22 protein-coding genes are annotated in these 26,829 nt (G+C 57.0%); 7 read left to right on the top strand and 15 right to left on the bottom strand.

Annotation, left to right across the window (positions count from 1 at the left end; all coding sequences use genetic code 11):
• Positions 1 to 45: 45 nt before the first annotated feature.
• The 10 genes from tssC to exaC all read right to left on the bottom strand — a co-directional run bounded on the left by tssC (position 46) and on the right by exaC (position 13,846).
• A complete protein-coding gene (gene tssC / locus LQK91_RS10440) occupies positions 46 to 1,545 on the bottom strand; it encodes a type VI secretion system contractile sheath large subunit (protein WP_003853307.1) in 1,500 nt (499 codons plus the stop codon).
• A complete protein-coding gene (gene tssB, locus LQK91_RS10435; protein ID WP_008925979.1) occupies positions 1,542 to 2,075 on the bottom strand; it encodes a type VI secretion system contractile sheath small subunit in 534 nt (177 codons plus the stop codon). The genes tssC and tssB overlap by 4 nt, the downstream gene beginning before the upstream one ends.
• Positions 2,076 to 2,154: 79 nt before the next feature.
• On the bottom strand, positions 2,155 to 3,171 hold the full coding sequence (gene tssA / locus LQK91_RS10430) for a type VI secretion system protein TssA (RefSeq protein ID WP_231001617.1): 1,017 nt from the start codon (positions 3,169 to 3,171) through the stop codon (positions 2,155 to 2,157).
• Between the two features lie 16 nt (positions 3,172 to 3,187).
• Positions 3,188 to 3,904, bottom strand: a complete 717-nt coding sequence (gene tagF, locus LQK91_RS10425; RefSeq protein ID WP_003853313.1) for a type VI secretion system-associated protein TagF — start codon at positions 3,902 to 3,904, stop codon at positions 3,188 to 3,190.
• 14 nt (positions 3,905 to 3,918) lie between these two features.
• Positions 3,919 to 7,548, bottom strand: a complete 3,630-nt coding sequence (tssM, locus tag LQK91_RS10420; protein ID WP_105099297.1) for a type VI secretion system membrane subunit TssM — start codon at positions 7,546 to 7,548, stop codon at positions 3,919 to 3,921.
• Between the two features lie 3 nt (positions 7,549 to 7,551).
• Positions 7,552 to 8,790 carry a DotU family type VI secretion system protein gene (locus LQK91_RS10415; protein WP_003853319.1) on the bottom strand — a complete coding sequence of 413 codons (1,239 nt, stop codon included), beginning with the start codon at positions 8,788 to 8,790 and terminating at the stop codon, positions 7,552 to 7,554.
• 17 nt (positions 8,791 to 8,807) lie between these two features.
• Positions 8,808 to 10,148 (bottom strand): type VI secretion system baseplate subunit TssK, encoded by a 1,341-nt coding sequence (gene tssK / locus LQK91_RS10410; RefSeq protein ID WP_039661097.1) that lies wholly within the window; start codon positions 10,146 to 10,148, stop codon positions 8,808 to 8,810.
• A gap of 5 nt (positions 10,149 to 10,153) precedes the next feature.
• A complete protein-coding gene (tssJ, locus tag LQK91_RS10405) occupies positions 10,154 to 10,648 on the bottom strand; it encodes a type VI secretion system lipoprotein TssJ (protein ID WP_003853323.1) in 495 nt (164 codons plus the stop codon).
• Between the two features lie 23 nt (positions 10,649 to 10,671).
• A complete protein-coding gene (locus LQK91_RS10400; RefSeq protein WP_003853326.1) occupies positions 10,672 to 11,268 on the bottom strand; it encodes a hypothetical protein in 597 nt (198 codons plus the stop codon).
• A 1,057-nt stretch (positions 11,269 to 12,325) separates the two neighbouring features.
• On the bottom strand, positions 12,326 to 13,846 hold the full coding sequence (gene exaC, locus LQK91_RS10395) for an acetaldehyde dehydrogenase ExaC (protein ID WP_003853329.1): 1,521 nt from the start codon (positions 13,844 to 13,846) through the stop codon (positions 12,326 to 12,328).
• Positions 13,847 to 14,079: 233 nt separating this feature from the next.
• Here exaC and LQK91_RS10390 point away from each other — a divergent pair, with 233 nt between their 5' ends.
• Positions 14,080 to 14,643, top strand: a complete 564-nt coding sequence (locus LQK91_RS10390) for a class I SAM-dependent methyltransferase (RefSeq protein ID WP_105099298.1) — start codon at positions 14,080 to 14,082, stop codon at positions 14,641 to 14,643.
• On the opposite strand, the gene LQK91_RS10385 is transcribed toward LQK91_RS10390, so the two are convergent.
• A complete protein-coding gene (locus tag LQK91_RS10385; RefSeq protein WP_105099299.1) occupies positions 14,631 to 15,356 on the bottom strand; it encodes a glutamine amidotransferase in 726 nt (241 codons plus the stop codon). The two genes, LQK91_RS10390 and LQK91_RS10385, sit on opposite strands and share 13 nt — an antisense overlap.
• A 170-nt stretch (positions 15,357 to 15,526) precedes the next feature.
• Between LQK91_RS10385 and LQK91_RS10380 the strand changes: the two genes are divergently transcribed.
• Positions 15,527 to 16,411, top strand: coding sequence for a DMT family transporter (locus tag LQK91_RS10380; protein WP_003853334.1), 885 nt, complete (start codon positions 15,527 to 15,529; stop codon positions 16,409 to 16,411).
• 46 nt (positions 16,412 to 16,457) lie between these two features.
• Complete coding sequence (locus LQK91_RS10375) at positions 16,458 to 17,837, top strand: CoA transferase (RefSeq protein WP_105099300.1); 1,380 nt, start codon at positions 16,458 to 16,460, stop codon at positions 17,835 to 17,837.
• A 1-nt stretch (position 17,838) separates the two neighbouring features.
• Here LQK91_RS10375 and LQK91_RS10370 read toward each other — a convergent pair whose 3' ends face one another.
• From LQK91_RS10370 to ghrA, 3 genes are read right to left on the bottom strand one after another with little or no spacing between them, the layout of a single operon-like run.
• Positions 17,839 to 18,405 carry a TorD/DmsD family molecular chaperone gene (locus tag LQK91_RS10370; RefSeq protein ID WP_003853337.1) on the bottom strand — a complete coding sequence of 189 codons (567 nt, stop codon included), beginning with the start codon at positions 18,403 to 18,405 and terminating at the stop codon, positions 17,839 to 17,841.
• Positions 18,406 to 18,433: 28 nt separating this feature from the next.
• A complete protein-coding gene (locus LQK91_RS10365; RefSeq protein WP_105099301.1) occupies positions 18,434 to 19,171 on the bottom strand; it encodes a phosphatase in 738 nt (245 codons plus the stop codon).
• A gap of 39 nt (positions 19,172 to 19,210) precedes the next feature.
• Complete coding sequence (gene ghrA, locus LQK91_RS10360; RefSeq protein WP_003851376.1) at positions 19,211 to 20,152, bottom strand: glyoxylate/hydroxypyruvate reductase GhrA; 942 nt, start codon at positions 20,150 to 20,152, stop codon at positions 19,211 to 19,213.
• 209 nt (positions 20,153 to 20,361) lie between these two features.
• Between ghrA and treA the strand changes: the two genes are divergently transcribed.
• On the top strand, positions 20,362 to 22,047 hold the full coding sequence (treA, locus tag LQK91_RS10355) for an alpha,alpha-trehalase TreA (protein WP_105099302.1): 1,686 nt from the start codon (positions 20,362 to 20,364) through the stop codon (positions 22,045 to 22,047).
• Between the two features lie 191 nt (positions 22,048 to 22,238).
• Positions 22,239 to 24,338: a TonB-dependent siderophore receptor gene (locus LQK91_RS10350; protein WP_039661054.1), complete on the top strand. Its 2,100-nt coding sequence runs from the start codon at positions 22,239 to 22,241 to the stop codon at positions 24,336 to 24,338.
• Positions 24,339 to 24,405: 67 nt separating this feature from the next.
• Here LQK91_RS10350 and LQK91_RS10345 read toward each other — a convergent pair whose 3' ends face one another.
• A complete protein-coding gene (locus tag LQK91_RS10345; RefSeq protein ID WP_003851381.1) occupies positions 24,406 to 24,654 on the bottom strand; it encodes a GlsB/YeaQ/YmgE family stress response membrane protein in 249 nt (82 codons plus the stop codon).
• Positions 24,655 to 24,863: 209 nt separating this feature from the next.
• Here LQK91_RS10345 and LQK91_RS10340 point away from each other — a divergent pair, with 209 nt between their 5' ends.
• A complete protein-coding gene (locus LQK91_RS10340; RefSeq protein WP_008925965.1) occupies positions 24,864 to 25,598 on the top strand; it encodes a flagellar brake protein in 735 nt (244 codons plus the stop codon).
• A 96-nt stretch (positions 25,599 to 25,694) separates the two neighbouring features.
• Complete coding sequence (locus tag LQK91_RS10335) at positions 25,695 to 26,825, top strand: mechanosensitive ion channel family protein (RefSeq protein WP_008925964.1); 1,131 nt, start codon at positions 25,695 to 25,697, stop codon at positions 26,823 to 26,825.
• Positions 26,826 to 26,829: the final 4 nt, after the last annotated feature.

The raw sequence follows: 26,829 nt of genomic DNA, 5'->3' as shown, positions 1-26,829 counted from the left end.
CAGGCGCAAACCCCTTTCGCGCCTGAAAACCTTGCGACTCAACGTTTAAGCATTGTCATTTTTCAGTGACGGCAGCTTAGAAACCAGACGCAGCGAAACGGTCAGGCCTTCCAGCTGATAGTGCGGACGCAGGAAGAACTTCGCAGCGTAATAGCCTGGGTTATCTTCCTGCTCTTCCACATTCACCTCGGCAGCGGCCAGCGGCTTGCGGGACTTGGTCTCCTGCGAGGAGTTAGCCGGATCGCCATCGACGTAGTTCATCACCCAGTCGTTTAGCCAGCGTTCCATCTCGTCGCGCTCGCGGAAAGAGCCGATCTTGTCACGCACAATGCACTTCAGGTAATGCGCGAAGCGACAGCAGGCGAACAGGTAAGGCAGACGCGCCGCCAGACGGGCATTGGCGGTGGCATCGGCGTCGTGATACTCCATCGGCTTCTGCAGTGACTGCGCACCGATAAAGGCGGCGAAGTCAGAGTTTTTGCGATGCACCAGCGGCATAAAGCCGTTTTTCGCCAGTTCGGCTTCGCGACGATCGCTGATAGCGATTTCGGTCGGGCACTTCATGTCCACGCCGCCGTCATCGCTCGGGAAGGTGTGGCACGGCAGGTTTTCCACTGCACCGCCCGACTCCACGCCGCGGATCGCCGTACACCAGCCATACTCTTTAAATGAGCGGTTGATGTTGGCGGCCATGGCGTAGGCGGCATTGCTCCAGGTGTAGTTGCCGTGATCGGAACCGTCGGTCTGCTCTTCGAAGTCGAAGCTGTCGACCGGGTTGGTACGAATGCCATAAGGCAGACGTGCCAGGAAACGCGGCATCACCAGACCCAGATAGCGTGCATCTTCCGATTCACGCAGGCTGCGCCAGGCAGCATATTCGGTGTTCTGGAAGATCTTGGTCAGATCGCGTGGGTTCGCCAGCTCCTGCCAGGACTCCATCTGCATCACTTCCGGCGCGGTACCGGTAATGAACGGACAGTGCGCGGCCGAACCGATACGTGCCATCTCACCCAGCAGCTCAACATCCTGCGGGCTATGATCGAAGTAGTAGTCACCCACCAGGCAGCCAAACGGCTCGCCGCCGAACTGACCATACTCCTGCTCATAAATCTTCTTGAACAGCGGGCTTTGATCCCAGCCGGCACCCTTGTAACGCTTCAGAGTACGACCCAGCTCCTGCTTGGAGATGCTCATAAAGCGGATTTTCAGCATCTCGTCAGTTTCGGTATTGTTCACCAGATAGCTCAGGCCGCGCCAGGCGCTTTCCAGCGACTGAAACTCCGGGTGGTGAATAATCTGGTTTACCTGCTGCGACAGCTTTTCGTCGATCTCCGCAATCAGCGCCTGAATGGTCCGATACGCATCGCTGGAGACGGTGACGGTGTTTTCCAGCGCCTGCTGCGCCAGAGTTTTCACCGCGCTTTCGACCGCCGCGCGCGCCTGATCGCTTTTTGGCCGGAACTCTTTATTCAGCAGCGCACTGAACTCATCCTGACTGAAACTGGCTGCGCCCTGCGACTGCGGTTGTTGTGAAGTCTGCGTCATGCCTGCGGCTCCTTACCTTCAGTGGCCTCATCCTGCTTTGGCAGATGGGTCAGGGCCTGCAACAGCGTAGGATCCTGCAGCACCTTACCAATCAGCTCTTCCGCACCGTTTTTGCCATCCATATAGGTCAGCAGGTTCGCCAGCTGGGTACGCGCTTCCAGCAGCTTGCTCAGTGGCTCGACGTTACGGGCCACCGCATCCGGCGAAAAGTCATCCATGCTGTCAAAGGTGAGATCGATGTTCAGCTTGCCTTCGCCATTCAGGGTGTTGTCCACCTGGAACGCGGCGCGCGGCTTCAGCGCTTTCATGCGCTCATCGAAGTTGTCGATGTCGATCTCCAGGAATTTCCGTTCGTCGATGCCCGGCTGCGGCTCCAGCGGTTTACCCACCAGATCCGCCAGCACGCCCATCACAAACGGCAGCTGGATTTTGCGTTCCGCGCCATAAATTTCCACGTCATATTCAATCTGGACGCGAGGCGCGCGATTGCGGGCAATGAACTTCTGCCCACTGGATTTGCTTGTTGCCATGGTTTTCTCCATCAATGATGCGCGGATAATGTGTCACAGCAGGCGCGCAGGTCCCGCTGTGTGAGTGGGTCACGCCTGCTTAGTCGCGACGTCCGAAAATGGTTTCCAGCTGATGAACGCCATCGGGTGCCAGTTCGCGGATGATCTCCAGAAAGTCGCGCTCGATTAAGCGCTGTACCCGATCAATCATCAGCGGGGCCGGATGACTCGGCTCATGCTGGGTGAAGTACAGTTTCACTTTCTCCAGCATCAGCTGCGCGTCGGCGCGGGAACTGATCTGTACCGTGCGCCAGTCCGCTGCAGCGCGCGGGGCCGCTGCGACAGCCGCCGCTGCAGCGGCTTCTGCGGGCTGTTCCGCCGCTGCGGTGGGAATCAGCTGGCTGAGGTCCGTGGCCTGGCAGCGTTCGGCGATCAGTGCAATCTGTCGGCGCATCTGTATCAGTTCAGGCACTGCCGCCTCGCCCAGCCGTTCGGCGATGGTTTCGCAGATGGTCTGCAGCCGCTCATGAATCTGCAGTACCGCCTCAATGCCGGGCTGGTCGCCGCGTGCCAGTTCGTCGATCAGACGCGGCAGGCCGCCGGGATAATCCGCCACTTCGGTTTTGCTGCCATCACACAGGGCGGCAGCATCGCGCAGCGAGATGCCGTCGGACGGATAGCGCAGCAGCCAGCACTGACGCACCGCGCCGCTCAGGGAGGTCTTGTCACCCAGCAACGCCAGAGCATTGATACGGTAGAAGGGATCCTGTTCGCCGTACTCTTCCAGACGAGGCCACAGCGGCTCCCAGTAAAGCAGCAGCGCCTGTTCAATCAGCTTCAGACCCTGCGCATAGCCCGGCAACCCTTTCAGCTCCGTCCAGGCATGCGTCAGCGCCAGCATCACCCGCAAATCTTTGCTGCGGCCCAGTAAGGCTATTGCCAGCTTCTCAACTTTGTTCCAGTCGGCGGGTTCCGCGGGAATGATGGTATCGCCGAACTGCTGTTCCGCTTTGCCGGCACTGGCCTGCTCCATCGCCTGAAAATCGGCGTCGTACTCCAGGTTATCGCCGCCGGGATTCTCTTCACTGACCGGAGCCAGCAAGGCCTCTGTATTCATCGTCATGCGTGTCGCCTCAGGATTCAAACATCGGGGGATAAAGTCCGTTTCGTCCCGGCTTTGCCCCACCGGCCGGATCAAACAGCAATGAAAAGAGCTGAGCGGTGAAGTTACCGCTGTGGACCTGGGTATAAAGCGGGAAGCCGTCGCTTTGATTGGTCCACCAGAAACTGGTGTAAAACTGCGGGTCGAAGTTCTCGCCCGGCAGCGCCCAGTTCAGCGTCGAGGGCGTGTCGCCATGCCCGATGACGTTGAGAATATCTGATGACTCGCCCGCTTCCTGCGGCGGTTGCGGCTGCGGAATGCTGATCAGCGCCTGATCCAGTTGTTCCGGCGATCCGCCACCCTGCACCACCCGCAGCAGCGTATTGCCCACCTGCTGATACCACTCGCCGGAGCGGGCCAGCAGCGCGGGAGACCACTCGGCGGGGGTGAAGTGGCGCAGCGCGCAGAGCGGATAGTTACGCCCTACGCTGTCCCGTGCGGCGATCAGGCAGCCCATCTGGATCAGCTGACTGCCCAGCATCGGCGGCACCACAAAATTCCAGACCGGCGCGTTAAGGAAAGGGCGCGACGGGGCGTTTTCACTCTCCTGGCTGCTCTGCCAGTGATGAAGGCCCACCTGAAACCAGCTGGACCATTGGCGATAGAGCACGTCAGGAAAGCGGCGCTTCACAAAGTCACCTGCGCTGGGCAATTTGCCGTACCAGCAGGGTGCAGCGTAATGAGTCATTGTCGGGTCCTGTTTCAGGGGCAGCTAAAGCCGGGAAGCTGGAACGGGTTACGAATGCTGCCAGGGGTGAACGACAGCGTGACCTGATGGCCCTCCACGCTGAACGTGGCTTCACGGGTCAGGCCGCCTGCAGCAGTAACCCGGGCGCGGTCAAAGAAACGATTGAGCGCCCAGGGGCCGCTGGTGACCAGCGTCGACGTGGTGCCGTTGGTCAGGCCCAGCTGCATCCGCACCTGGCTGGTGCCGCCAGGGCCGGGCCAGCTGACCATCTGCACGGCCTGCGGCCCGTGGCTGTAACGCAATTGCTGACCATCCACATCCAGCGTCAGGTTGAGGATGTCATTGTCCATTTTTACGGTGCGTAGCGTGACGCGGAAGCCTGGCGTGGTTGCGCCATTGGCAAAGAACGCATCACGAATTGACTGCGCCTGCTGGAAAGGACGAAGCAGCGCTTCGCCACCCGGCAGCGTTTTGCCGTCAATACCTGGCGTAAAGCGCCACGATGCGTTGGTGGTGTCGACTTTGCTGGCCAGGTTGTCGCGGAAGAAGCTGTCCATCATGCCGCTGCCAGGCGCAAACATCCGGGCCAGGTCGTCAGGTGTCACTTCACTGCGCGCGGAGCGCACCAGCGGATAACGACCGGCGATCGCCTGACGACAGAAACTGCCCACCTCCATCGTGATACGTTTACGGACGTTATCCATGTCGCGGCGCTGTGCATCACTGCTGGCGCCGACCGCCATGCTGGAGACCATATTCTGTAGCGAACCGGGAAGTCTTCCGGCACTGGCCTGAAGACGACTGATCGCATCGCTGGCCGGTGGCGGCATTCCGCTGTTGGCGGCATCCTGCACCGCCGTGAGGTAGCGATAAAGGTCGTCAATCTGGTGCAGGAAGTCATCCACCGCCAGCACCTTGCTGCCCTGCTGCAGCGGCTGTGCCAGCTCAAGGATCGGCGCAAAGTGCACAGCAACGGCCTGTTCCGGAGAGACCTGCGTTGCCGCCTGTCCACGCGCAGCGCTCGCTTCAGGTGACGTAAACAGCGCTTCCAGAGTACGGGTGGCGCTGTTATCCGACGGTTTTGCTGCCTGCGCGGTTTTCTCATCGGGTTGCGCCCGGTTCAGCGTCAGCAGATTGCTGAGATTGATGACCAGCTGGCGCAGCGGCGAGTGATTGCCTGACAGCAGACGCGCGGTGTTGATACGTTGCGAAAGGTCGGCGCTGCTGTTGAGCTGGATATCACTCAGAAACTGCTCCCACTGGCGGATATAGTCCTGCACATAGAGCTGACGCACCGCGAGATCGGTCTGCTCACTTTTCTGTTGCGGCGCAGCACCGCCCAGTACCCAGAGATCGTCCTGATAAAGTGCCTGCGTTACCGGGGCAATCTGCTTATCGACATGCTGCCAGTAACCGTCCGGTGTATAGAGACCGGACACCCCGTCATTCACCGATTTACCGCTTTTGCGGGAAAACACCAGCTCGCTCTGAGGCCCGCCCAGCGACGCCAGCGTGACCGGTTGCAGGCTGTCATCCCGTTGCAGCAGGCGCTTCAGTCGTCCATAAACCCGCTGTGACAGCGGCATCTGATTAATCATTTCCTGCTCGCGCTTTACCAGTGCGTCATCCTTCGCGTAGGGCGACGAGTGGATCTGCGTTTCCAGCAGCTTTTGCAGATGCCACGCCAGCTGTTTTACCTGCTGCTGCGTGACGTTCTGCGGCAGCTCACGTGAGAGATTCAGCATCAGCCAGGCCTGCAGGAATTTGCCATCGTAGTGCTTCGGCTGATAGAGCATCTGATACGCCTTCAGCGCTTCATAGCTGTAGTCCGCATCGCTGCCAGTGTCATTACGCAGCCAGCGGGTGATGTTCTGTGCCACCTGCGGCAACAGCAGCTGTTTCAGTGCTTTGTCGTAAAGCGCGTGGGTTGCATCGCTGACCTCGGTGCCGCGATAAAGCCCCATGCGGCGCGTCAGCGGTGGAGACTCCAGCGAGAAGTCGGCGCTTTCTGGCAGGTGCATCAGGGTGTTGAGATAGGGCACCAGCGCAAAGAGATCGCCGTTGACCTGCTGCTGAAGCTGATTGCCCAGTTGCTCAACCTGTGGCCCTTTAGCAGCCATCTCCTGCAGGTAAGTTTTGTTCTTGCTGTAACTGGTAAGCCACAGTCCGCCCGCCACCAGTAGCAGCACCAGCAGCGCCAGATACCCCGACCACAATCCGGCGCGGTTGCGCAGTTCCCACCAGCGATTACTGCCCGCCAGGCCCGACTCCTGGAAAATCACATTTTCCAGCACTCCTTTCAGGAAGAAGCTCTGGCCTTTGTTCTGCGGAATTGGCGCGTCTTTATCAACCTGATCCCATCTGCCTGATTCGCCCGCCTGCTGGCCTGGCAGATTCAGCGCGCGGTTCAGCTCGCCCATCACCCGGTCAAACGGCAGTCCTTCCTGGGTGCCGCTGGCAAAATAGATGCCGCGTGGCGCGAACTGGGTTTCAAAATCGGAGCGGGCAAACAGCGTATCAAGTGCGTCTGCCAGCAATGGACGTAACGCCGCAAACTCCTGTGGGAAGAGATAACTTTCCGCCCGTGACTGGGCGTCACTCTCCATCAGCAGACGGTCGGCCAGTCCGGCATCAAGTCGCTGTTGCAGCAGTGAATACTCCTGCTGGAACTGGCTGTTCAGCTCAAAATCGGCGGCAGATGCCTTCGCCCACGGAAAGGTGAACCCCCAGATTTGTTCGCGCTGGGCTTTGTCCAGCGAGCCGAAGTAGCTGCGGAAGCCTTTAAGCAGGTCGGCTTTGGTGACCAGCACATAGACCGGGAAACGGATGCCGAGACGATCGTGCAGCTCCATCAGACGCTGACGCAGCGCCAGTGCCTGGTTGCGCAGTGCCTCGGGTGACTGGCTCAGCAGATCGGAGACGCTCAGGGTGACGATGACACCGTTAATTGGCTGACGTCCGCGATATTTACGCAACAGGTCGAGGAAATGATGCCATTCGCTGGCATCACGATCCTGCTGACTCTCCTGGGTGCTGTAGCGCCCGGCGGTATCAAGAAGGACTGCATCATTGGTGAACCACCAGTCGCAGTTGCGTGTGCCGCCGATGCCGCGCAGCGCCGACTTGCCGAACTTGTCCGCCAGCGGAAACTGCAGGCCGGAGTTGACCAGCGCGGTGGTTTTACCGGCACCGGGTGCGCCGATGATCATGTACCACGGCAGCTGATAGAGATACTGGCGGCCAAAGCGCTGCGCCCAGAACGGCGTACCCTTGCTGCTGTGGCGCTGAAAATGCGCCTTTCTCAGCATCTCTGTGGCTTCAGAGAAGCGCCCTGCCAGCACCTGCTCTTCACTGGTCAGACGCTGACGATCTGCTTCCGGCGCATCGCTTTTGCCGGTTTCCAGACTCGACATCAGCTTGCGGTTGAGCCAGTAATTGTAAAGCCGTGGGATCGCCTGCCCCAGCCCCCAGACCAGATAGAGCAGTGCGATACTGATCATCCGGTTCTGCTCTGGTTCAAGCGGCCGCGAATCAACGATAGAGAAGACCGGGCCAATGACCCAGATAATGAATGAGAGCGCGGTGATGCCGACGAAGCCCCACGCGAGGCGGCTGGTCAGCACCGCAAACAGAATATTCAGCATGGATCAGTTCCCTCTCGCCAGGCCGTTGAGTTCGGCATGCGTCGCATCCGGCGCCACCAGCAGTGTGATTTCAACGCGACGGTTACGTGCGCGATTTTCTGCGCTGTTGTTTGGCACCAGCGGATTGCTTTCGCCGCGCCCTTCCGCTTTCACCCGTGATGGATCTGCCAGTTGCTGTTGCAGCAGGGACTGCACCGACCGCGCGCGTGCCAGCGAAAGCTCAAAGTTGGAGCCGAAGCGCGCACTGCGGATCGGTACGTTATCGCTGTAACCAATCACCTGAATCTGGCCACTGACGTTGTTCATGGCGGCGGCAATGCGCTGGATCACGTCGACATAACGTCCGCGCACGTCGGTGGCCGCCGAAGCAAACAACCCATCCCCTTTCAGAGTCACTACGCTACGGTCCGCTTCATCACGTACCGCCACCAGCCCGGCATCAATTTCCGGTTTCAGGAAACCGCGCAGGTCGAGCGTGGCGGGCGGTGGCGGCGCAGGGTTGCCGATCTTCACTTCCGGTAGCGCCGTCTGATAGATGCGGGCCAGAACCGGCGAGGTGTAATCGCCCAGACGCCAGTTGAGCACGATATAGAACAGACAGGCCGCCAGTCCGGCGACTGCGGCGCAGGCCCAGAGCGGGATCATCGGTCGCCACAGCTTGCGCAGCACCGGTTGATCGGTGGGATGCGGTGACAGCGCCGTCGCGTAATTGCCGCGCACGCTTCTGATCATCTGCAGCAGACGCTGTTTGATGGTCTCCAGCTGCGAACGGCCATTGTCCAGCACCCGGTAGCGGCCTTCGAACCCCAGCAGCAGGCAGAAGTAGATCAGCTCCAGCATCAGAATGTGGCGTCTTGGGTTCTGCGACAGCTTGGCCAGTAGCTGGAAAAACTTCTCGCCACCCCAGGTTTCGTTGTGAAACGTCACCAGTAAACCGTTGCTGGTCCAGACGCCGCGGCTGCCCCACGGGGTCAGCGCCGCCGCCTCATCCAGCGCGGTACAAAGGCAGTAACGCGCGCCGATGATCACTTCGTAGCCGAGACCGGACTGCTGGCAGCTCAGCTCGAAGCGGCGAATCTGGTCAATCAGTTGCTGGCGCAGTTGCGCCGGATCGTCATGCGACACCGAATGGCGGATCTGTGGAATCGCGTTAATCAGGGGGTTAGCCGCCGCGACCAGCACATTCTGGTGGCTGGCATCGGGCGCAAGATCGCTGTGTGATTTTTGTTGTTCCTGCATCATGCTGCGTGCTCAGTTTATTATTCTGACTGACTGCGGATGGCCCAGAACTCCATGTTCAGGCCCGGAAACTCACCGGCAAGATGCAGCGCAAAAGCGCCCGAGCGCTCCATCTCTTTCCATAGCTCGCTGTTCTTATCCAGTTCGAAATAGCTGTATCCGGCATGCCACGGGATCTGCGGCGGCGCGCCAGGCATCGCCCGAAGTGCAAGGCCCGGCAGTTGCAGCTGCACCAGATCGCGGATTTTACTGACTGGCGCGACTTTCATCTGCGCCGGGAAATGGGTTTTGAGGGTGTCAGCCGGCACGCTGGCTTTTACTGCCAGCACAAAGCCAAACTCATGCACCATGCTGCTTTCCGGTACAGTGGCGACGTTCAGGCCGTGCGAGCGCTGGGTCAGCGGCAGCTGAATCGCGCTCTCTTCCATGACCTGCGACAGTCCCTGCCGCAACAGCAGCGACAGACGGCTAAAGCAGCTGTGAAGATCGTCATGGTCATAAAGCGGCAGCGCATCAGGTGCGCGGGCGGGCGTCCAGGTGCTGAGTTCCGCCGCCAGTTGCAGCCAGTGGCTATAGAGCGTTTCAGGATGCAGTAACGGCAGATGTTGCAGATGGCTGTGCAGGCCAAGCTGACGATTGAGCAGCGCCAGCAGCATAAAATCGACCATATCAGCGCTGTTGAAGCGGCCGGTGCCCGGCGCTCGCTGACTCAGTTGCTGACTGCGCTGCTGGATCAGCCCGTACAGGTCGTTAAACATGTTTTGCAGTGGACGACTGCTGTTCAGGCCCAGCATCGGCGGGATGTAGTCGCTGTCGAGCCGGATGTGATTGTCGCTGCGTTTTTCAATCACCTGCGCCACGCCCATCGCAGTCCACTCGGCGGTGAGATCCTGCTCCAGCATCAGACGCAGGCGCAGCTTGCCGAATTGCACTGTGGCGCTGCCCACGGCCTGTGCGTTGTCATCTTCCACGTCCGCTTCCCAGGCAAGGTAGCGCGCCAGAGAGTCCTGCGACTCCTGAAAAGCGACGGCTTCGCGGCCATTGCGTCGGGCCGGTATCGCCAGCACGACCTTGCTGCGGTCAACAGAGGCCGGAAGGTCCAGCGGTGCCGGGCCATGCTGTGGCTGGCTGAAGGAGAAAAATGTGCCATCCGGCAGGCAGCCGCTGGCGGCGCTCAGCGCCAGTTTTCCCTGACGCAGCAACGCTTCATCAAACTCCAGATCGTAAAAGCCCCAGGTATAAGCGCGCTGTGACTGGCCCCACTCACGCAGGGTGCTGAGAAGATAATTTTCTGACTGCTGGAAATGATGGGGACGCAGGAACATCCCCTCGGTCCAGACCACTTTTTCGGCTCTGTTCATAGGCATCACTGTTTTTCCACGCGAAGGCCATTAATCCCCGCCACAATGCGCGCATTCAGCTCGCCATCGTTACGTTTCCAGAACGCCCAGAATGAGGGCGACGCATCTTCAGGCACCGGCAGCGACAGGCGCCAGACTTTGCCGTCCAGCGCCTGATATTCCGCCATGATGCCGATGAAGCGTGTCTCCGGCAGGCTCTTGATGCGCAGCGTTTTACTGCGCTGCTCGGGTGTCAGGAAGAACTGCTGGGTATTGAGTTGTGCGCTGCCCAGTACGGTGGCGGACTGGTTTTGCAGGGAGAAGAAGTCTGCTGACATGAACTCCGCATCGGAGCTCAGTAACAACACCCGGACTTTCAGCGGCGCACCGCCATTGAGCTGATTCTGTCCTTGCACGTCCAGGTTGTAATAAGCCACAGGCTGCTTACTGCTGCTACAGGCCGCCAGCAGCAACGCCAGCAGCACTATCAGCCCACCACGCAGTTGAGTTGTTCTCATCATCAAGCCCTCCCTGCTTTTTGCGATTAGTTAATGATCCAGGTTCCGTTGGTGCTGTTCTGACAGGCAGTGCTGTCACCATTCACCGCGACACAGGTTTTCTTCTTGCTGCTACTGCGCGCACGACGTTTAGGCTGATCGGCTTTAACTGTCTGATCGTAGAGATCGCTTTTCACCACGGCGCGAAACGGCACATAGCCCGTCAACGTAACTGTCGCCTGCGGCGTGGCAGATTGCGGTGCATCTTTCACGGTAGCCGTGCCGCTATCCGGTTTCGCTTCTGCAGCCTGGGCCGGTTCACCCAGCGCCAGCCAGTTGTTCTCCACCTGACCAATCACGGTATAGCTTTCACCGGTTTTCAGCGTCTCCACCACCTTGCCACCGTAGCCTGGCTGGCTCATCACCGAGCCAGGATAGAGCGCGCGGTAAGTCTCGTTAATCGGGCTGAACTGCGCGGGGGGTTTTACGGCATAACGGTGGCTGAGCGCTACGCCGTCCACCGTGCTGGTGACCAGTGTGTCATCGGTCATTTTTGGCGGTGTTTTACAACCCGCGAGAGAGAAAACAAACATCAGGCCTAGTGCAATGTGGAGCTTCGCCATTTTTTTCATGTTGTGTTCCATTCATATCCTGGAGAGAGGCCAAAGGCCGGTTGTGAGTGTTGAAAATTTAGAAACAGGGCTTGAAAGAAGCGCAATCAGGGCCATTGAGAATGATCATTCTTAAACGAACGGCGCAAAACTGTTGCGTAACCTTACAAAAAACGATCAGTTAAAGTTAAGTATGAAAAACCATCAGCGAAGGTATGAGCGGGAATGAAGAAGAATCTGACCTGGCAATAAACGATCAGAAACATGATCAATTTTTTCCCGGCAAATTTAAGCAGGCAGGCAAAACCCAAGTTTTACTAATGCCATCCCTGGTCGTAAAACCGACAAACTGAATACGATTTACATACACAACGCTATTCGCTTACGAAATAAAATGACTTAACACACCTGTTAACACATGAATTAAATGCTTAACTTTCATGTATTTATTATCATTATAAAATTTCATAGCTACCGCACGAGCCAGGTAGTCCCTGCCCGTGGGTCTGAAATTACGATCCATGTGTAAATATAAGCTGCGAGTTTACAGAAGATTGACAAAATTTCAACGGGCCTATTTCATTAGAATTTACTTAAGAAATAATTAACTAAATAAGTTAAGCCAAATATGTCGAGCTTTTAAGCACCCACTTAGGACAAATCTTAACAACATGCAAAAATATAAAGTATTTTTACAAATTAGTGTTTTCACCCCTGAAGCATCATTAAAGTAACTCATGTAAAAAGTGGTGCTGATTGCGGGTGACGGAAGCGTGGTGAGAAACGGCATCCTTCACTGAAGTGCCGTTAAAGCGGCAGGATTTATCTGTAAAGAGACAATTTATCAATGAGTTAATTGATTGAATGACAGCGTTGCCGTGAGTGAAGAAGGGAAAGGAATTAAGGCAGATAAGCGAAACGCTACACGGCCACACTCTGTGCGCAGCCAGGACTGATTAAGCGTTCTTTACAAAAATCTGACCGCTGATAAGTTTAAGTGTGTCAGCAGGTTACAAAGTCGGGACATAAAAAAACCACGCCTCAGCGTGGTTTAACGGTAACAAACGGAAAAATTATTTGGTCAGGTCGATCAGAAGAAGCCCAGCGGCTCGATGCTGTAACTGACCAGCAGGTTTTTGGTCTGCTGATAGTGGTCCAGCATCATTTTGTGCGTCTCGCGACCAATACCCGATTTTTTATACCCACCAAACGCGGCGTGTGCCGGATAGAGGTGGTAGCAGTTAGTCCAGACGCGACCGGCTTTAATCGCCCTGCCCACCCGATAAGCACGGTTGATATCTCGCGTCCAGACGCCCGCACCCAGCCCATAAATAGAGTCGTTAGCAATGCTGACCGCTTCCGCCTCATCCTTAAAAGTGGTGATGCCGATCACCGGTCCAAAGATCTCCTCCTGGAAAACCCGCATGCTGTTGTTGCCTTTCAGCAGGGTGGGCTGAATGTAGTAACCGCTGTTAAGTTCATCATCCAGCTTCTCTACACCGCCACCCACCAGTACTTCGGCACCCTCCTGACGGGCAACCTCAAGGTAAGAGAGAATTTTATCAAACTGCTGCTGTGACGCCTGCGCGCCCACCATGGTCTCGGTGTCCAGCGGATCGCCCCGTTTAATGGTTTTTACCCGCTTCATTACGGCGGCCATAAACGGTTCGTAGATGGACTCCTGCACCAGTGCACGTGACGGACAGGTACAGATTTCGCCCTGATTCAGGAAGCCCAGCACCACGCCTTCAGCGGCTTTCTCAATAAAGCTCTCTTCCGCCTGCATGATGTCTTCAAAGAAGATGTTGGGTGATTTGCCCCCCAGTTCGACCGTTGAGGGAATCAGGCTTTTCGCTGCCAGTTCCAGAATGTGACCACCGGTCGCGGTAGAGCCGGTAAAGGCCACCTTAGCAATGCCGGAGTGAGAAGCCAGCGCTTCGCCTGCCTCTTTACCAAAGCCGTGTACCACGTTCAGCACGCCTGGCGGCAGCAGGTCTTTAATCAGATCGACAAAAACGGTGATCGACAGCGGCGTCTGTTCTGCCGGTTTAAGTACAACGCAGTTACCTGCGCCCAGCGCCGGCGCCAGTTTCCAGGCCGCCATTAACAACGGGAAGTTCCAGGGGATAATTTGCGCCACCACGCCCAGCGGCTCGTGGAAATGGTAGGCAGCGGTGAACTCATCAATCTCTGCCGCACTGCCTTCCTGCGCCCGCACACAACCGGCAAAGTAGCGGAAGTGATCGACCGCCAGCGGCATATCCGCCGCCAGCGTTTCGCGTACCGGTTTCCCGTTGTCCCAGGTTTCATAGACCGCCATGGTCTCCAGATGCTGTTCCAGCCGATCGGCGATCTTCAGTAACAGCAGAGAACGTTGTTGTGGCGATGTCTTTCCCCAGGCGTCAGCCGCCGCAGCCGCAGCGGCGACGGCGTTATCAACATCGGCGGCATCTGAGCGGGGAAATTCACCGGCCGCAGAGCCGTTCACTGGCGAAGTATTGGTGAAGTAGTTGCCGTTCACCGGCGCGACGAATTCACCATTAATGAAGTTGCCATAATTCTTTTGTAATGTGATCAGAGAACCCTGTTCTCCGGGGGCGGCGTAACGCATGGTCATTCTCCTGACAGGTGACTGATGTAACAATGATGAAACTTATTATTAACATGAAGCATCATTGAGAGCCTGTCAGGTCTGTTATCCGGAAACTGTGACCGCCCCGAAGGAATAGGCGTTTCCGCTTCGTCTTTAGATAATTCCGACTTTTACCCAAACGGCTGTTCAAAGAGAAACTTCTGCGGCACAAAGAGGGTCAACCTGAGGATAAATTCATTCTGGAGATGAACATGCTGGCTTCAGCTATTACCCTGATGCGCGCTAAAGCCAATTTCGTGCATCAGTTTATCCGCAACCCACGCAAGATGGGCAGCATTACGCCCTCATCCGAGGCGTTGTGCCGCGCCATGATTGCATCAGTCGAATGGCCTGAAACATTACGTGTTGCCGAACTCGGCGCGGGTGATGGGGTGCTGACGCGCTGGATACTGGAGCAGATGTCACCTGACGCCACGCTGGATGCTTTCGAGATCAGTAACACGCTGGCAGACAAACTTGTTGCGATGGATGATCCACGCATGACAGTACGGACCTGTTCTGCGGAGTACCTGAGCGGGGAATATGACGTGATTTTCTCTGGCCTGCCGCTGCTGTCACTTCCGCCTGAGCTGCGTGAAGCCATTCTGCGCGCGGTTTATAACGCCCTCGGCCCCAGGGGCGTGTTTGTACAGTTCCAGTACACCTCGCTGACCCAGCCTGACTTGTCGCGCTACTTCACCTGGGAGCGCCAGCGGGTGCTGAAAAACGTGCCACCCGCCTGGGTCTATCGCTGTACGCGTCACTACGCGCCCTGAGCACGCCCCATTGCCGGGCGCGTCTGTTGCCAGAACGTCACCAGCAACTCGCGCGCCCAGTCTTTCCCTTCAATCTCGTTTGCCCCATCCTCTGCGCAGCCCTGCGGCGTACAGACGTTCATGATGTGCCGTGAAAATTCGGGATGAAACTGCACTGAGAGCGCCTGCGGTGTATAGCGCACAATCTGGCAGCCATCGCGTGCAGACGCGGCCAGCACCTGCGCCTGAGGCGGCGCGCTGATAACAGACTGGCGATGTGACAGCCAGACGCTGAAATCCTGTGGCAGCGCCTGCAGCAGCGGATCGCGCTGCGCCTGACCTGAGCAGCGGATGGGTAACAAACCGCGTTCCCAGCCATTAGGATTATCCGCGACTTCGCCGCCCAGCGCGTAGGCCATCAACTGATGACCATAGCAGACGCCCAGCAGCGGCAGATCATGATCAATCGCTGCCCGAATCCATGCGGCACTGCGTTCGCTCCACTCAGCGTGATCGGTGACCATCGCCCAGGAACCGCTGAGGATCGCCCCGGATATCTGATCGAAATCGGGTAATGCCTCGCCCAGATGGGGCCGGACAATCAGGTACGCATCAGGTTGCAAATCCAGCGCATCAATAAACCAGCGTGGCTGTTCACCAATCTCTGAGACGACGTTTGCGGGTGGGACTTCAAGCTGAATTAACGCAAGGGGTAACGCGGACACAGGTGTCATACCGAATCGGTTCCTTAAGAAGTCGTTTCAAATCAGTCTGCCAGCATCGCACGCAAAAGTCTCAGCGGCTGCGCGGCAATTGCAGAAAATTTGTTGCTGCGATTGGCTGGAATGCCGCAGTTCGTGCCATCATTAGCGGGCTAAGCAAAAATCATCAAAAGGATATTATCGTGGCTGTGCGGCATTTTTTTCTGATTCTGATGGTGGTTTCAATCTGGGCCTTCAACAACGTTGCAGTGAAATGGGGCCTGCTGGAGCTGCCGCCTCTGTTTCTGACGTTTATGAGATTTGTGGTCGTGGCCATCGTGCTGGTGCCGTTTTGCCGGATTAACCGTCAGCAGTTGCCCTGGCTGTTGCTGCTGGCGTTTACGTTCGGCTTTATGCACTTCTCGCTGCTGTTTGTGGGCCTGCGCTACACCGATGCCGGCACCGGTGCGATTGTGGTGCAGTTAGGTACGCCCATTGCGATGCTGCTGGCAATGGTGGTGTTGAAAGAGAAGCTGAAGCTGGTGCAGTTGATGGGCATTATGATCTCGCTGAGCGGCGTGGTCGTGCTCTCCGGCAGCCCGACGATTCCGTCCTGGTGGGTGCTTTGTCTGCTGCTGTGCAGCGCCACCGGCTGGGCCGTCAGTAATCTGATTGTGAAGAAGTCACCGCCGATAAAGCCCTTAACCATGACCGGATGGATTGCGTTCCTGGCGATTCCAATCACAGGCGCGTCCAGCTTTGTGATGGAGTCGAACCAGCTCTATGCCCTTCAGCATGCAGGCTGGCACGGCTGGTTCGCGATTCTCTACAGCGCCATCGCCTCATCGATTGTGGCGTATACGCTGTGGTATATGCTGCTAAAGAAATATAACGTCAATCTGATCATGCCCTACTCGCTGCTGACGCCGGTTTTATCCGTGCTGATGGGGATTGTGGTACTCGGTGACAGCCTGAACAGCTTTAAGATTATCGGTGCTTCACTGGTGATCCTCGGCACGGCCATCGCGGTGATTAACCTGCGTAACCTGCGGATGCATGCCCGCTTCCCGCGCCTGCGGCGGCGTTAATCCGGCGTGCTATGCTTGAGAAATGACCTTTCTCAGGGAGCACAACATGGACTTAAAGCTTGCCGCTTCTTTGTGGCAGCAGATGCAGCAGGGATTGCGGGGCGACGCCGACGCCTTGCCTCTTCCCGCTTTCGTTGATCGCGCCACCTTCTCTTCTGCTTTTGCCGTCAGTGAACTGGCGGCCACCAGCATTGGTCTGGCAACTCAGGCCACCGCCGCGCTCATCGCCGCCTCCCGCCCTGACTATTGCTCTCCGCCCGTCGCCGTTAATGTGCGCCTGGCATCGCGCTGGTTTCAGCAGAGTTTTTATCCGCTGAACCGTGCTGCACCCGCGATGTGGGATGCGTTTGCCGGTGACTATCGCAGCCGCGATGGCTGGATCCGCCTGCATACCAATGCCGCACATCACCGGCTGGCGATGGAGCAGGTGCTGGGCGCGCACGCCGATCGCGCGGCGCTGGCGATGCAGGTCCAGCAGTGGCAGGCCAGCGAACTGGAGCAGGCGATTATTGATGCCGGTGGCTGTGCCGCAGAGATGCGCAGCGCCGCTGCCTGGCAGCAGCACCCGCAGGGTCAGGCAGTGCAGCGCGAGCCGCTGTTTAGCTGGCAGACCACCCAGCCGGCTCCTCTGCCCGACTGGCCGATGGCCGAGGCGCGTCCGTTAATGGGTATAAAAGTTCTGGATCTGACGCGGATTATTGCCGGGCCGGTCGCTACCCGATTTCTTGCCAGCCTGGGGGCCAGCGTGCTGCGCATCGATCCTCCGGGCTGGCAGGAGCCGACACTGGATGAGGAGCTGAGCTGTGGCAAGCGCCGTGCGGTGCTCGACCTGACTCAGACTGCCGATCGCGAGCAGTTTATCCGCCTGCTGCGCGAGGCAGACGTGCTGGTGCATGGCTATCGGGCGGATGCGCTGGAACGGCTTGGATTTGACGCAGAGACCCTTCAGGCGCTCTCACCTGGCCTTGTCCTTGCCGGGCTTAATGCGTGGGGCTGGCAGGGACCGTGGCGCAACCGCCGGGGGTTTGACAGTCTGGTGCAGATGGGATGCGGCATTGCTGAACGGGGTATGCAGTGGCAGCAGAGCGACAAACCGGTTCCGCTGCCAGTTCAGGCACTGGATCATGCCAGCGGCTATCTGCTGGCGGCGGCGGTGCTGGAGGGATTGAGGCGACGCGTTAAAGATGGTCACGGCAGCCTGGTTCGGCTGTCACTGGCGCGCACCGCATGGCTGTTGCAGCAGCACCCACTCGGGCGGTGCGCAGGCGCTGGCATTGAGCCACAGGTTAAAGATAACCTGCCCTGTTACGAATTAACGCCGTGGGGATTGGGGGTAAGGCTGCGGGCAGCAGCCTGGCTCCCCGGCACTCCACAGATGTTTGCGACATCTGGCTCCGCGCCGGGTACGCACCTGGCGACCTGGTGAATCAGGCGTCGGGCGTCTCTTCGCTGCTATCCAGCAATTCGTTGTACATCGCCTGAATCGCTTCGCGGCTCAGCATCGCGAGGGTGCGATAGAACGCAGTGGTCGCGTGCGCTTCCACTTTACCCAGGAACGTACCGCACCACGGCAGCAGATACTCTTCAAACAGCGCCAGTTGCGCTGCGCTCTCATCTTCCGCGGACTGATCTTCCAGCCATGATGCGGCCAGCAGCAGCACACCAAAATGGTCAGCAGGCGCATCGCTCAGCGGCATTCCACGTGAGGTCAGAAATGCACGCACGTCCGCTTCAGCTTTGCCTTCCGGCCACTGTGACGCGTAAGGCGGGACATTACAGTCGCTGCCAACGAACAGCGCGTTGTAATCAGCAGCCAGCGCCTGCGGATCGCTGTTCTGTTGCAGACGCGTCAGCAGCTCATCCTGCTCCAGCGGCCACTGCGACTGCAGTTTGCCTTCACGCAGCAGTGTGAACAGCGGCACCAGCAGCGGGTCCTGCGGCTGACGATTAAACAGTGAGCCAATCACACGGCACAGAATGGAAAACTCATTCATGAGTCAGATTTCCTTGAGGCAAAATAAATTAAAAGTCAGCCAGTTCAGCAATAGATTTGCCGCTACGCATTTCCAGAAAGTCGAGCAGGCGACGCGGCGTGACATTTAACACCCGATCATCAGGAAAATCCACCTCGCGGGCAATGCGCAGGCAATGCTCGAAATGGCCGAGCGTGAAAGCCGTATGGGAGTCGGAGCCAAATGCCAGTCGTCCACCTGCATCGCGAACGGCGGCGGCGATAGCCCGGCAGTTAGGTTCACTGCCCGGACGCGAGTGGGTAAAGGAGGAGTTGTTCAGCTCCAGCGCCACATTGTAATGCGCTGCGGCCTCGGCAATCGCCGGGATATCGACAGGGAATTTCGGGTTGCCCGGATGGCTGATGATATGAACCAGCCCACCTGCCATGGCGGCGATCATCGCGTCAGTGTGATGCTTTCTGTCGCGCGGTGCATAAACCGGCTCGTGAAAACCGGCGACGATTAAATCCAGCGCATCAAGCATCGGGCCAGAACAGTCGATCTCGCCCTGCTGATTTTTAATATTGGCTTCGATACCGCGAAGAATCCCTACGCCATCGATCACGCGCGGCCAGACGCGCATATTAATAAAGTGCCAGTAGTGCGGCGCGTCGGCCATGTCAGGGCCGTGATCGGTGATGGCAAACAGTTTCAGGCCGGTTTGCTTCGCCTGAGTCACGTAGTCATGCAGCGTGCTGTAAGCATGCGTGCTGGCGATGGTGTGCATATGCAGATCTACCGGATACATCCTCTTCTCCTGCTGAATGCCCCTGACGGGGCCGTTTCATTAATAGCCGCGCTGACGATCCACCCTGCCCTGCGGCGGCTCGCCTGCCTGATCCTGATTGATGGCACGGGCGATGTAGTCGATAGCTTCGTCGATTAAGGTTACCGCCGCATTATGGGGTGTGATCGTGACACGCGGATGGGACCATAGCGGATGTGCTTCGGGCAGCGGTTCCACCTGAAAGACATCCAGTGCTGCCGCTTTCAGCTGACCGCTGTTGAGCGCAGCCAGCAGATCCTCTTCCACCACCTGCGCGCCGCGTGCGATGTTAAGGAAGAACGCGCCGTGCGGCAGCTGCTGTAAAAAGTGCTGATCGATGAGATTGATTGTCTCGTGTGTGCTCGGCAACAGGTTGATGATCACCCGCGTCTCCTGCAGAAACGCAGGCAACGCATCGCGTCCGGCAAAGCTGGTTACGCCATCAATTTTTTTCGGTGAGCGGCTCCAGACACGCAGCGGAAATCCCCAGGGTTTCAGGCTCTCCGCCACGCTTTGTCCCAGTACGCCGGCGCCCAGGATGCCGATGGTAAACGCTTCACGCGTGTAAGCGGGCAGCGGCTGCCAGCACTGTTGCTGCTGCTGAAGACGGTAGTCGTCAAAACGACGGAACCAGCTCAGCACGCTATGCACCGCGTACTCCTGCATCTGACGCGCCATCCCGGTATCTTCCAGCCGGTACAGCGGCACGCTGTCGGGCAGCATCTCAGGATGCTGCTGCAGCTGCTTAAGAATTTCGTCAACACCTGCGCCCAGTGCAAAAACGCCGCGCAGTGTGGCGCGTCCCTGCAGCATCTCTGCGGGCGGGGAGCGGACCAGCGCATAATCAGCCGGACCGTTGTCGCCTGGCTGCCAGGCGCGAACCCGCGCCTGAGGCAGGCGTTGTTGTAAACCGTTAATCCAGGCCGCTGCAGACTGCGACGGGTGATACCAGATGATCTCCATCCTGCTCTCCTTTTTTCTTTCAGCGTCGGGGAAAAGTGGGGTGAGAGCAAGAAAAAACCGGCGTGAAAAAGCGGTTTTTTCCATAAAAATAATTCCCGTGGCTTCACATTTCCGGCTCGCGTCAGGGTTAAATAGACAGATAAGGTCTAAAGTTGGTCCTGTGGTCAATGAGTTACGCGCGGCCGCATTTCGGACAAGGAGAAAAACCGATGACAAAAATTGAGGTAAACGCCAACCCACGGCGTCAGCGTTATGCGCCCTTTCTGCTCACGTTGCTGCTGAGCGTTCCCGCTTTCACCACCCATGCCGACGATAACAGCCGCATGCTGAACAATCAGCCGCAGCCGCCGGACGTTCGTTTAGGGCCGCTGTTTAACGCCGTGCAACAGGCGAAGTTCTATCCCGATCAAAAGACCTTTGCTGATGCCGTGCCGAAATTCGATCCCGCCTCGATTCTTGCCGACTGGCAGATGCAGAAGAAACAGCGCAATTTCGATCTGAAACGTTTTGTAGATACCAACTTTACGTTGCCCGCTGCGGGCGACAAATATGTCCCGCCCGCGGGACAAAACCTGCGTGAGCACATTGATGGCCTGTGGCCAGTACTGACCCGCACCACCAGCAGCGTGGGTCAGTACGACTCGCTGCTGCCATTGCCAAAACCCTACGTGGTGCCTGGCGGGCGTTTCCGCGAAGTTTATTACTGGGACAGCTACTTCACCATGCTGGGGCTGGCCGAGAGCGGACACTGGGATAAAGTCCAGGATATGACGGATAACTTCGCCTCGCTGCTTGACCGCTATGGCCACATTCCCAACGGCAACCGCAGCTACTACCTGAGCCGTTCACAGCCACCGTTCTTCAGCATGATGGTCGAGTTGCTGGCCACACATGATGACGGCAAAGCCTATACCCGCTACCTGCCGCAATTGCAGAAAGAGTATGACTACTGGATGGCCGACAGCGATAAAGTCGCGGCCGGTGCCGCCAGCAAGCGGGTGATTAAACTGGCGGATGGTACGTTGCTCAATCGCTACTGGGATGCGCGCGACGTGCCACGTACTGAATCCTGGATGGATGATATTGCCACCGCGCAGAAAGCGCCGCAGCGCAATAAAGCCGAGCTCTACCGCGAGCTGCGTTCCGGTGCCGCGTCGGGCTGGGATTTCAGTTCCCGCTGGTTCACCGATGCGCATAATCTGTCGACAATCCGCACCACACAGCTGGCCCCCGTTGACCTTAACAGCCTGATGTTCCACCTGGAGCAGACGCTGTCAAAAGGCTACCAGATGAATAAGCAGAGCGATCTGGCAAAGCAGTTTGCCGATCGCGCAGAGAAGCGTCAGGCAGCAATCAACCGCTATCTGTGGGACAGCAAACAGAACTGGTACGCCGACTATGACTGGCAGAAAAAACAGGTCCATCCGCAGTTAACGGCTGCTGCGCTGTTCCCGCTCTATCTTCAGGTAGCCAGTGACAGGCAGGCTGAAAGCACCGCCAGCGCGGTAGAAAAACAGCTGCTGAAGCCGGGTGGTCTGGTAACAACCACCGTAAACAACGGTCAGCAGTGGGACGCACCGAATGGCTGGGCTCCGCTGCAGTGGGTTGCCGTGGAAGGTCTTGAGCACTATAACCAGCCGAAACTCGCAAAAGAGGTCGGCTTACGCTTCCTGCAAAACGTCCAGAACACCTATGACCGTGAGCATAAGCTGGTAGAGAAATATGTCGTTGACGGCAAAAATCTTGGCGGCGGCGGTGGCGGTGAATATCCGCTGCAGGACGGCTTCGGCTGGACAAACGGCGTTACGCTGAAACTGCTCGATAAGTATTGCCCGAAAGATAAAACCTGTAACAGCGCCCACGATATTCCTCAGGCGTCTGCCTTACAAAACTAAGTCACTCTGGATACCTCTGGCCCCGCCGGAGGTATCCGCACTCCCTTTCAGCGAATTTTACTTGACCTTCTTTCATCTACAGGCAAAATTGCAGCAAATTTACAAAAGGTAATAGTTCTCATTATGATAATGAGATTGCCTATCAATAATTTTATTCACCCGCCTGACCCTTTGCCAAGAAAGGAATTTTGATGAAACTGTCATTGTCGCTGAAAGGTTATGTTCACCTCTGCACCCTGGCGCTGACTGCGCCTGCTCTGAGTTTTGCTGCTGATATGGTTGTGACTGCCCAACCGCTGGAGGATTCGACCACGCCCACCCAGGGCTATCTGGCGACCACCAGCCAGGGCGCAACCAAGAGCGATCGTCCATTGATCACCACGCCGCAATCAATATCCGTAGTCACCCGCCAGCAGATGCAGGATCAGGGCGCACTGACCCTGAATCAGGCGCTGGGTTACAGCTCAGGCGTCTTTACTAACTTCGGCGGGGCCGCTACCCGTTACGACACCATTGCCCTGCGCGGCTTCCACGGTGGCGATGTCGATAACACCTTCCTCGACGGGATGCGGCTGATGAGTGACGGCGGCAGTTTCAACATATTGCAGGTGGATAATGCTTTCCTGGAACGCATCGACGTGATCAAAGGCCCCTCTTCCGCGCTCTATGGCCAGACAGTGCCGGGCGGACTGGTGAACATGGTGACTAAACGTCCTCAGTTCGCGGAAGAGGGTCACATTCAAGTGCAGGCGGGCAGCAACGCGACCACCGGCACGATGTTTGACTACACCAATGCCATTAATGACCAGTGGGCGTTTCGCCTGACCGGCGTAACCCGCAATAGCGATACCCAGTACGATCATACCCGTGAAGAGAAATATGCGCTGATGCCGCAGCTGATGTGGCAACCTGATGAAGATACCCATCTGATTCTGAAAGCCTACCTGCAAAAAGATCCGTCAGGCGGTTATCACGGTTCCGTGCCGGGTGACGGCAGCCTTACCGAACACAACGGCTATAAGTTGAGCAACGGCTTCTATGAGGGCAACAGCGATCTTGATCAGTTCAAACGCCACGAGCAGATCTACAGCTTCGATTTCGCCCATCGCTTTAACGACGTCTGGTCGTTCTCATCAACCGGCAGTTACAGCCACTCGAATGTCGATCTCGATCAGGTTTATCAGATTGGCTGGGATGAAAATAATCCCGATCTGCTGAATCGCTACTACTCTGGCGAGCGCTCGTCACTCTCCGCCTGGTCCACGGATAACCGCTTACAGGCGGAGTTCAACACCGGCGAACTGGAGCACCGCGTCACGCTGGGTGCCGAGTATCATCGTTACAAAAATGAGATCAGTGAGGCTGGCGGTCCGGCTAACCAGCTGAATGCCGTGACCGGCGATCAGGTGGGCGATATGCCTGAGCAGACCTGGGCAGATAGCACCCGCCGTTACTACCAGACCGGCCTCTATCTGCAGGATGAGATGAAGCTGGATCGCTGGCATCTCGATCTCTCCGGCCGTTACGATCGCATCGTCGCACAAAACAGCGGCAGCGATCGTCGTCAGGATGATCACATTAGCGGACGCGCCGCGCTGCTCTATGCCTTCGACAACGGCATTTCGCCTTATGTCAGCTGGAGCCAGGCGATTACCCCGACTGCGCTTACCGATCCCAACAATAACCTGCTGAAGCCGACCACCTCAGAGCAGTATGAAGCCGGGGTGAAATATCAGCCGGTGGGCACCCGCGATCTTTACAGCATGGCGGTTTATGACCTGACGCAGAAGGATGTGGCAAACCGTAATGTTAAAGACGGCACCTTTACGCCATCGGGCAAAGTCCATTCACAGGGTATTGAGCTGGAAGCACGTAATCAGTTAACCCCGCGTCTGAGCACCGTGGCGAGCTATACGCTGAACCATCTGCGCTTCAAAGATTCGGTGGATGGCAACAGCGGCCATACGCCGTATGTCACCCCTAACAGCATGGCTGCACTCTGGGGTCACTATCAGTTTGATTACGGTCTGAGTGCGGGCGCGGGCGTGCGTTACATCGGCAAACAGTGGGCGGACAATGAAAATACCACGCGCGTGCCGTCGGTGACGCTGTTTGATGCATCAGTGCGGGCCGATCTGGGTGTCTGGAACAGCAGCCTGAAAGGCGCATGGGTTCAGGTCAATGCCAATAACCTGACCGACCGCACCTATGTAGCGGGCTGTTACGGCACCGGCTATTGCTACTGGGGCGCGGAGCGCAGCGTGATGGCGACTGTCGGTTACGACTTCTGATAGCAGAGTAAAAGATAAAAAAAGGGGACGAATCGCTTCGTCCCCTTTTCTGTTAAAACTGTTACGTTTAACTGCGTACTTTGCGGTACACGAACAGCACCACGATGGCACCGATCACTGCGACCACAAAACTGCCGAAGTTAAACCCATCGACGCGGCCGAAGCCAAACAGCGTACTGATCCAGCCACCCACTACTGCACCGATAATACCCAGTACAACAGTCAGAATGAAACCGCCACCGTCTTTACCTGGCATAATCCACTTCGCCAGAATACCCGCGATCAAGCCAAAGACGATCCAGGAAATAATACCCATCTGTTGCTCCTTCCTTTTTATGATTAAATCGTGAACGCCTGATTTATCAAGCGGTTTACCGCGATAAGTATAGCCAGCATTTCGAAAATTGCTCGTCCGCTCACAGTTATTATTGATGACGAGCAAATTAAAGCTTTTTCCAGCCGCGCCGATAACCGTGACGAGGCAAAAAAAGAGTGTAAATACAGTAACCCCTTGTGGAGCAGGACGTGAAAGAAGCCGACCAGGAACAATATTTAAAACGTGGCACGCTGGCGGTTCTGGGCGTTATGAAAGATTTGCTGCGATTGCAGACGCCCTTACTGGTGCGCTTCCCGCGCGGGCAGTTTATCAGCCGGATGCTGACTGCCGATAAAGATCGCGTGGTGTTTGACCTCGGCAGTAATAACCTGGATAACGAGTACGCACTAACCAGCGATGATCTCAGTATCACCGCTGAAACCTTTGGTGCAAAAGTGGAGTTCAGCCTCACCTCACTGGAAAAAATTGAGTTTGAAGGCTTACCCGCTTTCAGCTCACCGCTGCCGGACCTGCTGTGGCAGATTCAGCGACGGGAATTTTTTCGGGTCTGCGCACCGATGGAGCCGCAGTTCTGGTGCCACACCCTGTGGCCGGATGGCAGTAAAACGCGTCTGCGATTACAGGATCTCTCTCTGGGCGGTATCGGTGTGCTGGTGGATGAACCGCTGCCGGAAGGCTTGCAGAATGGCGACAGCTTCAATCAGTTCCGGGTTGAGCTGGGCGAATATGGCATTTTTGAAGTGCCGGTGAAGCTGTTGAGTATTGGCGAACGCTGTGTCGTGAACCGCAAAAATGAAACCCTGATTACACCCCGCCTGAGCTTTCGTTTTGCCACGCTGAATCCGGCACAGGAGCGACAGCTTCAGCAGATTATCTTTGCTCTTGAGCGCCTGGCGCGCGATAAATCGACCCGATTCCAGTAACCGCTTTATGGATGCGCCACACAGGTGGGCCGCATCCAGGCTATGCTTCTTGCTTGTTTTCTTTTAAACCGGAACCCAGCAAGGAGACCCTCCCCAATGGAAAACTGGCTCTCTTCACGTCGTTTTCACGCCCTCTTTTTTAATCAGGAACTCTGGCTCAACAGCGCTATCGTTATCGTCTCTACCCTGGTGATTTACTGGGTATTACGTACCCTGATTCGCTTTATCTCCAACCGGATTGCCCTCTATAGCGAACATCGTCACGTCCGCGCCACTGCGATTCTGGTGGAGATATTGCGCAGCACCAGCCAGACACTGCTGCTGATCTTTTCGCTGCTGATTGCCCTGAAGTTTGTCGACCTGCCTGCTTCATGGAGCGTGACCATTGCGCACGGCTGGTTCCTGGCGCTGATTGTGCAGCTCGCGCTATGGATAGACTGCGGCATCCGGCTGTGGCTGAAAAGCCTGCTGCGCGATCCGATTCATGTGCGTAATCCGGTGACGACGGTGATCCTGGGCATTCTGCTGCGGGTGGTGGTCTGGATCATGATGTTCCTGGCCATTCTGTCGAACATCGGCATCAACATTACAGCACTGGTTGCCAGCCTTGGCGTTGGCGGTATCGCGATTGCGCTGGCAATTCAGACCGTGCTGAGTGATGTGTTTGCGTCGCTGGCGATAGGCTTTGACAAGCCGTTTGAGCACGGCGACTTTATTGTGTTTGGTGATATTGCGGGCACTATTGAACATATTGGCCTGAAAACCACGCGTCTGCGCAGCCTGAGCGGTGAGCAGATTGTTTGCTCAAACACTATTCTGTTGCAGCAGACCATCCATAACTACAAACGCATGCAGCAGCGCCGCATCGTCTTTAAGTTTGGTATCAGCTATGCCACGCCCTCTGATCAGGTTCGGGCGATCAGCCCGCTGGTTAAAGAGATTATCCAGGACATTGAGACGACCCGTTTTGACCGCGCCCACTTCCTGGCCTTTGAAGACTCAAAGCTGACCTTTGAAGTGGTCTATTTTGTGCTCGATGCGGATTACAACAAATACATGGATATTCAGCAGGAGATTAACCTGCAACTGATGGCGGCTCTTGAAGCGCGTAACATCCGCTTCGCCTTCCCGATTCGTCAGGTGGAGTTCAGCGGCGGCAATCTGCCTCCGGTGGATCTGGTTGCGGTGGAAAATGAAGATGGCGAGGTGCGCAGGATGGCGCGCTAAACCC

This window comes from Pantoea sp. MHSD4 (assembly GCF_021043305.1).
GTDB classification, from domain to species: domain Bacteria; phylum Pseudomonadota; class Gammaproteobacteria; order Enterobacterales; family Enterobacteriaceae; genus Pantoea; species Pantoea eucalypti.
This window is presented reverse-complemented; position numbering and strand designations above follow the sequence as displayed.